Here is a 13,344-nt window from a genome sequence, read left to right as displayed (position 1 = left end):
GAGTAAGGACCTGTCATGAGTAACACGCGTATTGCCTTTATCGGCGCCGGTAACATGGCGGCCAGCCTGATCGGCGGCCTGCGGGCCAAGGGCCTGGAGCCGGCCCTGATCCGAGCCAGCGACCCGGGCGCCGACACCCGAGCCCGCATCAGTGCCGAACACGGCATCGAGACCTTCGCCGACAACGCCGAGGCCATCCAGGGCGTCGATGTGGTCGTACTGGCGGTCAAGCCACAGGCCATGAAAGCGGTGTGCGAAAGCCTGCGCGCCCATCTGCAGCCGCATCAACTGGTGGTATCCATCGCCGCCGGCATCACCTGCGCCAGCATGCACAACTGGCTGGGCGCGCAGCCGATCGTGCGCTGCATGCCCAACACCCCGGCGTTGGTGCGCCAGGGCGTGAGCGGTTTGTACGCCACCGCCCAGGTGAGCGCCGAACAACGCGACCAGGCGCAGGAGCTGCTGTCCGCCGTGGGTATCGCCCTGTGGCTGGAACAGGAGCAGCAACTGGATGCGGTGACCGCCGTGTCCGGCAGCGGCCCGGCGTACTTCTTCCTGCTGATCGAAGCCATGACCGCCGCCGGTGTGAAACTGGGCCTGCCCAAGGACGTTGCCGAACAACTGGCCGAGCAGACCGCACTGGGCGCCGCGCATATGGCGGTGTCCAGCGATGCAGACGCCGCAGAGCTGCGCCGCCGCGTGACCTCGCCGGGTGGCACCACCCAGGCCGCCATCGAATCGTTCCAGGCCGGAGGCTTCGAAGCCCTGGTGGAAACAGCGCTGGGTGCTGCGGCACACCGTTCGGCCGAGCTGGCCGAGCAACTGGGCAAATAATCGTCTCCTACGAAGGAATACATGATGCTTGGACTCAATGACGCCCTGATCTTCATCATCCAGACCCTCGGCAGCCTGTATCTGCTGATCGTGCTGATGCGTTTTATCCTGCAACTGGTGCGGGCGAACTTCTACAACCCGCTGTGCCAGTTCGTGGTCAAGGCCACCCAGCCGTTGCTCAAGCCACTGCGCCGAGTGATCCCGAGCCTGTTCGGGCTGGACATGTCGTCGCTGGTACTGGCCCTGCTGCTGCAGATCCTGCTGTTTGTGGTCGTGCTGTCGCTCAACGGCTACCAGGCCTTCACCGTGCTGCTGTTGCCTTGGGCGCTGATCGGCATCTTTTCGCTGTTCCTGAAGATTATCTTCTGGTCGATGATCATCAGCGTGATCCTGTCGTGGGTCGCCCCCGGCAGCCGCAGCCCGGGCGCCGAGCTGGTCTACCAGATCACCGAACCGGTGCTGGCGCCGTTCCGTCGCCTGATTCCCAACCTGGGCGGCCTGGATATTTCGCCGATCTTCGCGTTTATCGCCATCCAGCTGCTGCAGAGCTGGGTGATTCCGCGCCTGGCGTTCTACGCGTTCATGCCTAAAGAGCTGTTTGGCCTGATCTGACCCGGATCAAAGGTGGGAGGGAGCTTGCTCCCTCCCACTTTTTGTATCTGCACCGTTGAATTGCATCCGTGCAGGCCTTTGCTTGCCGCTGGGGTCCCCGCTCTTTAGACTTACGCCTCATTTAGACGAGAGCAGGGTCGATGCCAACTGCCTTCCCCCCCGATTCTGTTGGACTGGTCGTACCCCAAGTGGCGCACTTCAGCGAACCGCTGGCCCTGGCCTGTGGTCGGTCGCTGCCAGCCTACGACCTGATCTACGAAACCTATGGCCAATTGAATGCCACGGCGAGCAACGCCGTGCTGATCTGTCATGCCCTGTCCGGCCATCATCATGCCGCAGGTTTCCACAGCGTCGATGAGCGCAAGCCCGGCTGGTGGGACAGCTGCATCGGCCCCGGTAAGCCCATCGACACGCGAAAGTTCTTTGTGGTCAGCCTCAACAACCTCGGGGGCTGCAACGGGTCCACCGGCCCCAGCAGCCTCAACCCGGAAACCGGCAAGCCGTTCGGCGCCGATTTCCCGGTGCTCACCGTGGAAGACTGGGTGCACAGCCAGGCCCGCCTGGCCGATCGGCTGGGTATCAACCAGTGGGCGGCGGTGATCGGCGGCAGCCTGGGCGGCATGCAGGCGCTGCAATGGACCATCACCTACCCGGACCGGGTGCGCCATTGTCTGGCTATCGCTTCGGCGCCTAAATTATCGGCGCAGAACATCGCCTTCAACGAAGTGGCGCGCCAGGCCATCCTCACCGACCCCGAGTTCCACGGCGGCTCGTTTCAGGAAGCCGGCGTGATTCCCAAGCGCGGCCTGATGCTGGCGCGCATGGTCGGCCACATCACTTACCTGTCCGATGATTCCATGGGCGAGAAATTCGGCCGCGGTCTCAAGAGCGAGAAGCTCAACTACGATTTCCACAGCGTCGAGTTCCAGGTGGAAAGCTACCTGCGCTATCAGGGCGAGGAGTTTTCCGGGCGTTTTGACGCCAACACCTACCTGCTCATGACCAAGGCCCTGGACTACTTCGACCCGGCGGCCAACCACGACGATGACCTGGCGAAAACCTTTGAGATCGCCAAGGCCAAGTTCTGTGTGATGTCATTTACCACCGACTGGCGCTTCTCGCCGGCCCGCTCCCGTGAGCTGGTGGATGCCCTGATGGCCGCGCGCAAGGACGTCTGCTACCTGGAGATCGATGCTCCGCAAGGCCACGATGCCTTCCTGATTCCGATCCCGCGCTACCTGCAGGCCTTCGGCAACTATATGAACCGCATAACTGTGTGAGAACGCCATGAGAGCCGACCTGGAAATTATCCAAGACTGGATCCCCGCCGGCAGCCGCGTGCTCGACCTGGGCTGCGGCGATGGCGAACTGCTGAGCTGGCTGCGGGACAACAAGCAAGTCACCGGCTACGGCCTGGAAAACGACGCGGACAACATCGCCCAGTGCGTGGCCAAGGGCATCAACGTGATCGAGCAGGACCTGGACAAGGGCCTCGGCAACTTTGCCAGCAACAGCTTCGACATCGTGGTGATGACCCAGGCCCTGCAGGCGGTGCACTATCCGGACCGCATCCTCGACGAAATGCTGCGCGTAGGCCGCCAGTGCATCATCACCTTCCCCAATTTCGGGCACTGGCGCTGCCGCTGGTACCTGGCCACCAAGGGCCGTATGCCAGTATCGGATTTCCTGCCCTATACCTGGTACAACACGCCGAACATCCACTTTTGCACCTTCGAAGACTTCGAAGCCCTGTGTGGTGAGCGTGAAGCCAAGGTGATCAACCGCCTCGCCGTCGACCAACAGCACCGTCACGGCTGGGCGAGTAAACTATGGCCCAACCTGTTGGGCGAAATTGGTATCTACCGGGTCAGCAGCCCCGGTCTGGCCGACCACAAGATTGCCGTCTAATCATTTTCAAGAGGGACGCTCATGAGCCGCCTGGCTGTATTTCTATTGACCGCCTGCCTGGGCGCCAGCGCCATGGCCGCGGACGCTATCGACGCAAATCGCAAGAAGGACTTCGGCGATATCACCGTTCACTACAACACATTCACGTCCAGCTTCCTGCCCCCGGAGACCGCGCAGAAAATCGGCGTGGTGCGCAGCAAGGAAAAAGGGCTGATCAATGTGACCGTGATCAAGGGAGTGACGCCGGGCGCGGCTCAGGTGACCGGTACCATCAAGGACCTGGGTGGCAAAAGCGAGATCCTGACGTTCAAGCAAATCGATGAGAAAAACGGGATCAGCTACCTCGCGCCGTACTCCGTGACCCAGCGCGAATACAAGACCTTTACCATCAATGTTGAAACCGGCGGCAAAGCGCATAGCTTCCAATTCAACCAAGAACTGTTTCCGGCCGAATGATGAACCTGACTCAACTGGTACTGGCCAGCCATAACGCCGGCAAACTCAAAGAACTGCAGGCCATGCTCGGTGACTCCGTGCAACTGCGCTCCATCGGCGAGTTCAGCCAGGTGGAGCCGGAAGAGACCGGCCTGTCGTTCGTCGAAAACGCCATCCTCAAGGCGCGCAATGCCGCGCGTATTTCCGGTCTGCCGGCACTGGCGGACGACTCGGGCCTGGCGGTGGACTTCCTTGGCGGTGCGCCGGGGATCTACTCGGCACGCTATGCCGATGGCAAGGGCGACGCGGCCAACAACGCCAAGCTGCTCGAAGCCCTCAAGGACGTACCGGATGCCGAGCGCGGCGCGCAGTTCGTCTGCGTACTGGCGCTGGTGCGACACGCCGACGACCCGCTGCCGATCCTCTGTGAAGGCCTGTGGCACGGGCGCATCCTGCATGCGGCCAGCGGCGAGCATGGGTTTGGCTATGACCCGCTGTTCTGGGTGCCGGAGCGTAATGTGTCCAGTGCCGAGCTGAGCCCGGCCGACAAGAACCAGATCAGCCACCGTGCTCGCGCAATGGATTTGCTGCGCCAACGCCTGAGCCTGAAATGACCCAGAACACCTCTGCGCAGCCGCTGATTCACGGCGGCGTGCAAACACCTCGGGCGGCCATGCCTGTGCTGCCGCCCCTGGCGCTGTATATCCATATTCCGTGGTGCGTGCGCAAATGCCCGTACTGCGACTTCAACTCCCACACCGCCAGCAAGGTGCTGCCGGAAGAAGAATACGTCGACGCCTTGCTGGCTGACCTCGATCAAGATCTGCACGCGGTATATGGGCGTGAACTGAGTTCGATCTTCTTCGGCGGCGGCACGCCCAGCCTGTTCAGCGCTGCGGCGTTGGGGCGACTGCTCAAAGGCGTGGAAGCACGCATCCCGTTTGCCGGCGACATCGAAATTACCCTGGAAGCCAACCCCGGCACTTTCGAGCAAGAGAAGTTCGTCGCTTACCGTAAGCTGGGAATCAACCGGCTGTCCATCGGCATCCAGAGCTTCCAGCAAGCAAAACTCGAAGCCCTGGGCCGCATTCACAACGGCGACGAGGCCGTACGCGCCGCCGGGATGGCGCGCCAGGCCGGGTTCGATAACTTCAACCTCGACCTTATGCACGGCTTGCCCGATCAGTCCCTGGACGACGCGTTGAGCGATCTGCGCCAGGCCATCGCGCTCAAGCCCACGCATTTGTCCTGGTACCAGTTGACCCTGGAACCCAACACCGTGTTCTGGAACCAGCCGCCGGCGCTGCCGGAAGACGACACGCTGTGGGATATCCAGGAAGCGGGCCAGGCGCTGCTGGCCGAGCACGGTTACGCACAATATGAAGTCTCGGCCTATGCGCAGCCGGGCCGACCGGCACGGCATAACCTGAACTACTGGAGCTTCGGCGACTTTATCGGTATCGGCGCCGGTGCCCACGGCAAACTCAGTCATCCGGACGGGCGTATTGTGCGCACGTGGAAAACCCGCGCGCCCAAGGACTATCTGAACCCGGCCAAAAGCTTCCAGGCCGGCGCGAAGGAACTGACCAACGAAGAACTGCCATTCGAGTTTCTGATGAATGCCCTGCGGCTTACCGACGGCGTTGATGCCAGGCTCTACGCCGAGCGCACCGGTCTGGCCCTGGCAAGCCTCGACGAAGCGCGCAGGGAGGCAGAACAAAGCGGCTTAATGCAGGTCGAACCGTCACGCCTGGCGGCCACCGACCGCGGGCAACTCTTTCTCAATGACCTGTTGCAGAAGTTTTTGAGCTGACGCTCTAAGGAATTCGAATGGATTTGGTACTCGACCTGCTCGCCACCGTATCCCGCTGGAGCCGCAGCAACCTGTCGGAAATCTCCCTGGCCCTCGTCGGCTGCTTGCTGGTGCTGTTCGGTGCCGACATCAAGGGCTGGATCGAAGCCCGCCTGGGCAGCATCGCCGGCGCCTTGCGCGTGCCTTTGATGGCCCTGGTCTGCATGATCGGCAGCGGCGCCGCCTTGATCTACGCCACACCGTGGATCGTGCGCGGGTTGAGCCAGTTCAACAACTACAGCCTGGCACCGGTGCTGGTGGTGGTGCTGGTGTTGATTGGGGTCGTCGCCGACCGCCGCTGATCTTAAATCCAACACAAAACAACTGTGGGAGGGGGCAAGCCCCCTCCCACATTGGATTGCATTTCAAGCCAGTGGCGAGTTATGCCAGCTTCTCGAACTTCAAATCCCACACCCCATGCCCCAGCCGCTCACCACGGCGTTCAAACTTGGTGATTGGACGCTCCGCCGGGCGCGGTACGCATTTGCCGTCTTCGGCCAGGTTGCGGTAGCCGGGGGCGACGTTCATCACTTCCAGCATGTATTCGGCATAGGGTTCCCAGTCGGTGGCCATGTGCAGGATGCCGCCCACCTTAAGCTTGCTGCGCACCAGTTCGGCAAAGGACGCCTGGACGATGCGGCGCTTATGGTGGCGGGCTTTGTGCCAAGGGTCGGGGAAGAACAGCATCAAGCGGTCCAGACTGTTGTCGGCGATGCAGCGGTTAAGTACTTCGATCGCGTCGCAGTCGTACACCCGCAGGTTGGTCAGGCCCTGGGTCAGCACGCCGTTGAGCAGCGCGCCGACACCTGGACGATGCACTTCCACACCGATGAAATCCTGTTCCGGCGCAGCCGCTGCCATTTCCAGCAGGGAGTGGCCCATACCGAAGCCGATCTCCAGGGAGCGCGGGGCCGAACGGCCGAACACCTGGTCGTAGTCCACCGGCGCGTCGGCCAGGGGCAGCACGAACAACGGCGTACCTTGTTCCAGGCCCTTTTGCTGGCCTTCGGTCATGCGGCCGGCGCGCATCACAAAACTTTTGATGCGGCGGTGCTTGGACTCGTCGCCTGCTTCCTGGGTGTTCGGCGTTTCGTTTGATTCAGTCATCAATGGCTCTTACTTGATCAGACCATCCAGCGGCGAAGAGGCGCTGGCGTAGAGTTTTTTCGGCATGCGCCCGGCGAGGTAGGCCAGGCGGCCCGCGACGATGGCGTGGTTCATGGCTTCGGCCATCATGATCGGTTGCTGGGCATGGGCGATGGCCGAGTTCATCAGCACCGCGTCGCAGCCCAGTTCCATGGCAATGGTCGCGTCGGAGGCGGTGCCCACGCCCGCGTCCACCAATACCGGGATCGTGGCTTCTTCGAGGATGATCTGCAGGTTGTAGGGATTGCAGATCCCCAGGCCTGAACCGATCAGGCCGGCCAGCGGCATCACCGCGATGCAGCCGATTTCGGCCAATTGGCGCGCGATGATCGGGTCATCGCTGGTGTAGACCATCACGTCGAAGCCTTCCTTGACCAGGGTTTCGGCGGCCTTGAGGGTTTCGATCACGTTGGGGAACAGGGTTTTCTGGTCGGCCAGCACTTCCAGCTTGACCAGGTTATGACCGTCGAGCAGCTCACGGGCCAGGCGACAGGTGCGCACGGCTTCGACGGCGTCGTAGCAACCGGCGGTGTTCGGCAAAAAGGTGTAGCGGTCCGGCGACAGCACTTCGAGCAGGTTCGGCTCGCCCTCGATCTGGCCGAGGTTGGTGCGACGTACGGCGAAGGTCACGATTTCGGCACCCGAGGCTTCGATGGCCAGGCGTGTTTCTTCCATGTCGCGGTACTTGCCGGTGCCGACCAGCAGACGGGACTGGTAGGTACGGCCGGCCAGGACGAAGGGCTTGTCGTTACGAACGATGCTCATGGGAAATCCTCGTAATGGGGTGAGGTTCTGCAGAATTCAGAAAGCTACGCGACTAGCCGCCGCCGATGGCGTGGACCACTTCGACCTGGTCACCGTCGCTCAACGCGGTACCTTCATGCTGGCTTCGCGGAACGATGTCCTGGTTGAGTTCCACCGCGACGCGACGCCCGGTCAGGTCCAGACGGGTCAGCAGGGCCGCAACGGTTTCACCGTCGGGCAGTTCAAAGGGTTCGCCGTTCAACTGAATGCGCATGCCACGGGCCGCCATCGTTTTTAGGGGCCCGCATTCTAGCTCGATTGGGACCTGAAGGTCAGCTCCAAGCGTCAAGCGGTCAGCTGCATGCGCCAGGCAGCAAGGCCCAGGAAGAACCAGCCGAGCAGGAAGGCCAGGCCGCCGAAGGGTGTGATGATGCCCAGCTTGCTGACACCGGTCAGGGTCAGCGCATACAGGCTGCCGGAGAACAGCACGATCCCGACCACAAACGACACGCCGGCCCAGGTCACCAGCCGGCCGGGGATGTGGGCGGCCAGCAGCGCGACGCCCAACAGCGCCAGGGTGTGCACCAATTGGTAGGTCACGCCGGTGTGAAAGATCGCCAGGTAGTCGGCGCTCAGGCGGTTTTTCAGGCCATGGGCGGCGAAGGCGCCAAGGGCAACGCCCGTAAAGCCAAAAAAGGCGGCCAGCATCAGAAAGCTACGCAGCATGGGAACTCCAGTCAGACTCATCGGGCAGGGTCTGTATAATGGCCCGCTCAACGGGTTCGGCCAAGCCATCTCTATGCTGCGTGTCCTCTTCAGTCGTTTACTCAAAGTCGTGAAATGGTTCGCCATCGGCAGTGTGTTGCTGGTGCTGCTGTTTCGTGTCGTCCCGCCGCCGTTCACCGCGCTGATGGTGGAGCGCAAGGTCGAGTCATGGTTCGACGGCGAACCCATCGACCTGCAGCGCACCTGGGTGCCCTGGGACGAGATTTCCGATGACCTCAAAGTCGCGGTGATGGCCGGTGAAGATCAACGCTTCCCGCAGCATTGGGGTTTCGATTTCGGTGCGATCCAGGCGGCATTGGCGCATAACGAGCGCGGCGGTTCGATACGCGGCGCCAGTACGTTGAGCCAGCAGGTGTCCAAGAACCTGTTCCTGTGGGCCGGCCGCAGTTATTTGCGCAAAGGCCTGGAGGCTTGGTTCACCGCGTTGATCGAGGTGTTGTGGCCCAAGCAGCGCATTCTTGAGGTTTACCTCAACAGCGTGGAATGGGATGAGGGCGTGTTTGGCGCAGAAGCGGCGGCGCGACATCACTTTGGGGTGAGCGCCAAGGGCTTATCACGGCAGCAGGCCAGCTATCTGGCGGCAGTGTTGCCCAACCCTCGCGTGTGGAGTGCCAGTCACCCAACAGCGTACGTGGCGCGGCGGGCGGCGTGGATTCGACAACAGATGAGCCAGCTGGGCGGTGATGGTTACCTGATGGAGCTGAACAACGCCCGCAAAGCCCCCTGGTCCGACTGACACAACACAGAAACAAATATGGGAGGGGGCTTGCCCCCTCCCACATTGTTAAGCGGCGATGGACAGCTTCAGCTTGTTCATCGCGCTCTTTTCAAGCTGACGAATCCGCTCGGCCGACACGTTGTACTTCTGTGCCAGGTCGTGCAACGTGGCTTTTTCTTCCGCCAGCCAACGCTGGTAGAGGATGTCGCGGCTGCGTTCGTCCAGCACTTCCAGCGCTTCGTGCAGGTTGTGATTGGAGTTATCGCTCCAGTCCGCGTCTTCCAGTTGACGCGCCGGGTCGTACCGGTGGTCTTCCAGGTAGTTGGCGGGCGATTGGAAAGCGCTGTCGTCGTCCGCTTCAGCGGCCGGGTCGAACGCCATGTCATGACCGGTCAGACGGCTTTCCATTTCGCGCACTTCGCGCGGCTCCACACCGAGGCTTTCGGCCACGCGGTGGACTTCTTCGTTGTTCAGCCACGCCAGGCGCTTTTTCTGGCTGCGCAGGTTGAAGAACAACTTGCGCTGGGCCTTGGTGGTCGCGACTTTCACGATGCGCCAGTTGCGCAGGATGAACTCGTGAATTTCCGCCTTGATCCAGTGCACGGCAAACGACACCAGGCGCACGCCCATTTCAGGGTTGAAGCGCTTGACCGCCTTCATCAGGCCCACGTTGCCTTCCTGAATCAGGTCAGCCTGGGCCAGGCCGTAGCCGCTATAGCTACGGGCGATATGTACGACAAAACGCAGGTGGGCGAGCACCATCTGCCGAGCCGCCCCCAAATCCTGCTCATAGTAGAGACTCTCGGCCAGTTCACGCTCCTGCTCGGGCGTCAGCAATGGAATGCTGTTGACCGTGTGCACATAGGCTTCCAGGTTCGCACCCGGCACCAAGGCATAAGCAGGTTGCAAAGAAGTGGTCATACGAAAAAACCTCCGACTCACATAACTCGTGCAGTTCAGCACTGCGAAAATTGACCGGGAACCGTAGGACAAGTTCCCTAAACCACTGATACGGTCAATACAAACGAAACCACATTAATCTGACATTAACTACTTCGGTGCCAGCTCACGTAAATGCCGTGCGACCGCAATCCAGGCACCGATATACCCCAACAATACCGCGCCGAGCAAGAGTGACAGGCCATCGGCAACCGGCACGCCCGCCAGGGCGAAATCGCTGCCGTAGAGCCCGGCCAGCCCGACCACCGCGTCGTTCAGCCAATTCAGGCCAAACGCCAGGACACCCCAGGACAAAATCCCCGCACCGAAGCCATAAAGCGCACCCATGTACAGAAACGGCCGACGCACATAGCTGTCCGTGCCGCCGACCAGTTTAATCACTTCTATCTCGGTGCGACGGTTTTCAATATGAAGACGAATGGTATTACCTATCACCAAAAGTAATGCAGACACCAGCAACACCGTCAAACCGAACACAAACCGGTCACCCAGTTTGAGGATCGCCGCCAGGCGCTCTACCCAGACTAGATCAAGTTGCGCTTGTTGCACCTTCGGCAGCTCTGCGAGTTTTTGTCGCAGGGCTTCGAGGGCGGCCTTGTCCACTTCGTTCGGCGTTACCAGCACCACGCCGGGCAATGGGTTCTGCGGCAGCTCCTTGAGCGCCTCGCCCAGGCCGGATTGTTGCTGGAACTCCTCAAGGGCCTGGTCACGGCTGACGTACTCGGCATCCGCCACGCCCGGCATGTTCTTGATGTCGTCGCGCAACGCTTCGCCCTGCTGTGGGCTGGCATCCAGGTTCAGGTACAGCGAAATCTGCGCCGCACGTTGCCAGGAGCCGCCCAGGCGCTCCACATTATTGAGCAACAGCGACAAGCCCATCGGCAGGCTCAAGGCCACGGCCATTACCAGGCAGGTAAAAAAGCTACCGATCGGCTGCTTGCCCAGGCGGCGCAGGCTGTCGACCAGGCTGGCGCGATGACTTTCGATCCAGGCGCGCAGCAGGGTGCTGAAGTCCGGGCCGTCGTCATCGTTGTGTTTTTTCTTTTTCGGTTGCGGGTCGGCCGGTTTTGGCGCCACGCGCTCGGAAACCTTGGGGCTGCGTGTGGCACTCATACGCCCGCCTCCCCGTCGCCGATCAGGCGGCCGCGTTGCAAAGTAAGCATGCGATGGCGCATGCGTGCGATCAGCGCCAGGTCGTGACTGGCGATCAGCACACTGGTGCCCAGGCGGTTGATGTCTTCGAACACGCCCATGATCTCCGCCGCCAGACGCGGGTCGAGGTTGCCGGTGGGTTCGTCCGCCAGCAGCAGGGCCGGGCGGTGGACGATAGCGCGGGCGATACCGACGCGCTGCTGCTGGCCGGTGGACAGGTCGCCGGGGTAGAGGTCGGTCTTGTCCGACAGCGCTACACGCTCCAGGGCCGAATCCACGCGCTTGATGATCTCAGCCTTGGACAACCCGAGAATCTGCAGCGGCAGCGCGACGTTATTGAACACCGTGCGATCGAACAGCAACTGGTGGTTCTGGAACACCACGCCGATCTGGCGGCGCAGAAACGGAATCTGCGCATTGCTGATGGTGGCCAGGTCCTGGCCGGCCAGCAGCAGTTTGCCGGTGGTCGGGCGCTCCATGGCCAGCAGCAGGCGCAGCAAGGTACTTTTGCCCGCGCCCGAATGGCCGGTGACAAACAGGAACTCGCCGCGACGCACTCGAAAGCTCAGCTCATGCAAGCCGACATGCCCGTTGGCATAGCGTTTACCGACCTGTTCGAATCGAATCATGAACGCTCCCGCTCGGCAAACAGTGCCTGGACAAAGGGTTCGGCTTCAAAGGTGCGCAAGTCGTCGATACCCTCACCGACACCGATATAGCGAATCGGCAACCCAAACTGTTTAGCCAGGGCGAAGATCACACCGCCCTTTGCCGTGCCGTCGAGTTTGGTCAAGGCCAGGCCGGTCAACTGCACTGTCTGGTTGAACTGCTTGGCCTGGCTGATAGCGTTCTGGCCCGTACCGGCGTCCAGCACCAACAGCACCTCGTGGGGCGCGTCGGCGTCGAGCTTGCCGATCACACGGCGCACTTTTTTCAGCTCTTCCATCAAATTGTCTTTGGTGTGCAGGCGACCGGCGGTATCGGCGATCAGCACATCGATGTTACGGGCCTTGGCCGCCTGCACGGCGTCGAAAATCACCGAGGCGGAATCGGCGCCGGTGTGCTGGGCGATGACCGGGATCTTGTTGCGCTCACCCCAGACCTGCAACTGCTCCACGGCAGCGGCACGGAAGGTATCGCCGGCGGCGAGCATGACTTTCTTACCCTCAAGCTGCAGCTTTTTGGCCAGTTTGCCAATGGTGGTGGTCTTGCCGGCGCCGTTGACGCCCACCACCAGAATCACAAATGGCTTGTTCGGGGTGATCACCAGCGGCGCTTCGACCGGCTTGAGCATCGCGGCCAGCTCGGCCTGCAGCGATTTGTAGAGGGCATCGGCGTCGGTCAGTTGCTTGCGGGCGACCTTCTGGGTAAGGCTCTGGATGATTACCGCGGTGGCTTCGACGCCGACGTCGGCGGTCAGCAGACGGGTTTCGATGTCTTCGAGCAGTTCGTCATCGATGGTCTTGCGGCCCAGGAACAGGCTGGCCATGCCTTCGCCGATACTGGCGCTGGTCTTGCTCAGGCCTTGCTTGAGGCGGGCGAAGAAGCCGGTCTTGCTGATTTCGGCCGGTTGCGCAGCGATGACCGCAGGCGCGGCCTCCAGCACCGGCGCAGGCTCGGCCGGCGCAGGCACAACTACCGGAGCAGGCGTCGGCTCGACTGCCGCCGGCTGCGGCTCAGGTTCGACAACCGGCGGAATCGGCGGCACGAGGTGCTCAGCCTGCACATCATCGACCAGCGCCACCGGTTCCTCGGCCACCGGCAACGGCGGCCATGGCTTGTGCTCCGGCTCAGGCTCAGGCGGCGCTTCGACGACCGGCTGCAATACGGGTTCCACCAGGGGCAATACCACCGGTGCCGGCGCTTCGGCCGCCGGTTCGGCTTCTATAACGGGTTCGGGGATCGGCTCAGGTTGAACCTGCGGCTGTTCGACGACGGTTTCCTGCGGCTTTTTGCGCAGCCATCCGAACAGGCCTTTTTTCTCGCCAGCCGCGGCTGGGGTCTTCTTGTCGTCGTTGGAACCAAACATGGAGACGGCTATCTCAAGGTAGCGACGCGCCTAGGGGCGTGCCGGTAAATAAAATTCGATGCGTAACAGACTGTTTTTTAGCCAGCTCGTTCATGCGCAACATTTTGTAAGGCCTAAATAGGGCCTCAACAAGACAGCCGCTGTGGCCGTCCCTGAATCGGATCAGTA

Annotated in this window: 17 protein-coding genes; 9 read left to right on the top strand and 8 right to left on the bottom strand. The window is 61.7% G+C overall.

The features are described 5' to 3' along the window. Positions 1-15 precede the first annotated feature (15 nt). From proC to G7025_RS03115, 8 genes are all read left to right on the top strand, one after another. Complete coding sequence (gene proC, locus G7025_RS03150) at positions 16-834, top strand: pyrroline-5-carboxylate reductase (RefSeq protein WP_181076527.1); 819 nt, start codon at positions 16-18, stop codon at positions 832-834. Positions 835-858: 24 nt separating this feature from the next. Next, positions 859-1,446 (top strand): YggT family protein, encoded by a 588-nt coding sequence (locus G7025_RS03145; RefSeq protein ID WP_181076526.1) that lies wholly within the window; start codon positions 859-861, stop codon positions 1,444-1,446. A gap of 140 nt (positions 1,447-1,586) precedes the next feature. Continuing rightward, positions 1,587-2,726: a homoserine O-succinyltransferase MetX gene (metX, locus tag G7025_RS03140; RefSeq protein WP_181076524.1), complete on the top strand. Its 1,140-nt coding sequence runs from the start codon at positions 1,587-1,589 to the stop codon at positions 2,724-2,726. 7 nt (positions 2,727-2,733) lie between these two features. Next, complete coding sequence (gene metW / locus G7025_RS03135) at positions 2,734-3,354, top strand: methionine biosynthesis protein MetW (protein WP_181076522.1); 621 nt, start codon at positions 2,734-2,736, stop codon at positions 3,352-3,354. Positions 3,355-3,375: 21 nt separating this feature from the next. Next, complete coding sequence (locus G7025_RS03130; RefSeq protein WP_181076521.1) at positions 3,376-3,810, top strand: DUF4426 domain-containing protein; 435 nt, start codon at positions 3,376-3,378, stop codon at positions 3,808-3,810. Then, positions 3,807-4,403, top strand: coding sequence for an RdgB/HAM1 family non-canonical purine NTP pyrophosphatase (gene rdgB / locus G7025_RS03125; RefSeq protein WP_105521096.1), 597 nt, complete (start codon positions 3,807-3,809; stop codon positions 4,401-4,403). Before G7025_RS03130 ends, rdgB begins: the two co-directional genes overlap by 4 nt. 59 nt (positions 4,404-4,462) lie before the next feature. Next, positions 4,463-5,602 (top strand): radical SAM family heme chaperone HemW, encoded by a 1,140-nt coding sequence (gene hemW / locus G7025_RS03120; protein ID WP_219855162.1) that lies wholly within the window; start codon positions 4,463-4,465, stop codon positions 5,600-5,602. A 17-nt stretch (positions 5,603-5,619) separates the two neighbouring features. After that, complete coding sequence (locus G7025_RS03115) at positions 5,620-5,943, top strand: DUF3392 domain-containing protein (protein ID WP_122716594.1); 324 nt, start codon at positions 5,620-5,622, stop codon at positions 5,941-5,943. A gap of 79 nt (positions 5,944-6,022) precedes the next feature. Here the strand turns inward: G7025_RS03115 and trmB are convergent, their stop codons facing one another. The 4 genes from trmB to G7025_RS03095 all read right to left on the bottom strand — a co-directional run bounded on the left by trmB (position 6,023) and on the right by G7025_RS03095 (position 8,257). Beyond that, positions 6,023-6,748 (bottom strand): tRNA (guanosine(46)-N7)-methyltransferase TrmB, encoded by a 726-nt coding sequence (trmB, locus tag G7025_RS03110; protein ID WP_181076518.1) that lies wholly within the window; start codon positions 6,746-6,748, stop codon positions 6,023-6,025. Between the two features lie 9 nt (positions 6,749-6,757). Beyond that, positions 6,758-7,552 (bottom strand): thiazole synthase, encoded by a 795-nt coding sequence (locus tag G7025_RS03105; RefSeq protein ID WP_034101284.1) that lies wholly within the window; start codon positions 7,550-7,552, stop codon positions 6,758-6,760. Positions 7,553-7,604: 52 nt separating this feature from the next. Continuing rightward, on the bottom strand, positions 7,605-7,805 hold the full coding sequence (thiS, locus tag G7025_RS03100) for a sulfur carrier protein ThiS (protein ID WP_181076516.1): 201 nt from the start codon (positions 7,803-7,805) through the stop codon (positions 7,605-7,607). Positions 7,806-7,876: 71 nt separating this feature from the next. Then, complete coding sequence (locus G7025_RS03095; RefSeq protein ID WP_181076515.1) at positions 7,877-8,257, bottom strand: DUF423 domain-containing protein; 381 nt, start codon at positions 8,255-8,257, stop codon at positions 7,877-7,879. A gap of 73 nt (positions 8,258-8,330) precedes the next feature. On the opposite strand from G7025_RS03095, the gene mtgA reads away from it, so the two are divergent. Then, on the top strand, positions 8,331-9,053 hold the full coding sequence (gene mtgA, locus G7025_RS03090) for a monofunctional biosynthetic peptidoglycan transglycosylase (protein WP_181076513.1): 723 nt from the start codon (positions 8,331-8,333) through the stop codon (positions 9,051-9,053). Between the two features lie 48 nt (positions 9,054-9,101). Here mtgA and rpoH read toward each other — a convergent pair whose 3' ends face one another. The 4 genes from rpoH to ftsY form a co-directional block, all read right to left on the bottom strand. Then, entirely contained in the window at positions 9,102-9,956 is an 855-nt protein-coding gene (gene rpoH, locus G7025_RS03085; RefSeq protein WP_005792286.1) for an RNA polymerase sigma factor RpoH, read from the bottom strand. A 129-nt stretch (positions 9,957-10,085) separates the two neighbouring features. After that, positions 10,086-11,108, bottom strand: coding sequence for a permease-like cell division protein FtsX (ftsX, locus tag G7025_RS03080; protein ID WP_181076511.1), 1,023 nt, complete (start codon positions 11,106-11,108; stop codon positions 10,086-10,088). Next, positions 11,105-11,776, bottom strand: a complete 672-nt coding sequence (ftsE, locus tag G7025_RS03075) for a cell division ATP-binding protein FtsE (protein ID WP_003176700.1) — start codon at positions 11,774-11,776, stop codon at positions 11,105-11,107. The genes ftsX and ftsE overlap by 4 nt, the downstream gene beginning before the upstream one ends. Continuing rightward, on the bottom strand, positions 11,773-13,176 hold the full coding sequence (gene ftsY / locus G7025_RS03070) for a signal recognition particle-docking protein FtsY (RefSeq protein WP_181076509.1): 1,404 nt from the start codon (positions 13,174-13,176) through the stop codon (positions 11,773-11,775). The genes ftsE and ftsY overlap by 4 nt, the downstream gene beginning before the upstream one ends. Positions 13,177-13,344 lie beyond the last annotated feature (168 nt).

Origin of the sequence: Pseudomonas lurida (genome assembly GCF_013522705.1) — a bacterium.
Classification (GTDB): domain Bacteria; phylum Pseudomonadota; class Gammaproteobacteria; order Pseudomonadales; family Pseudomonadaceae; genus Aquipseudomonas; species Aquipseudomonas quebecensis.
Note: the sequence above shows the minus strand (reverse complement) of the source record. Positions and strands in the feature narration are given on the sequence as shown.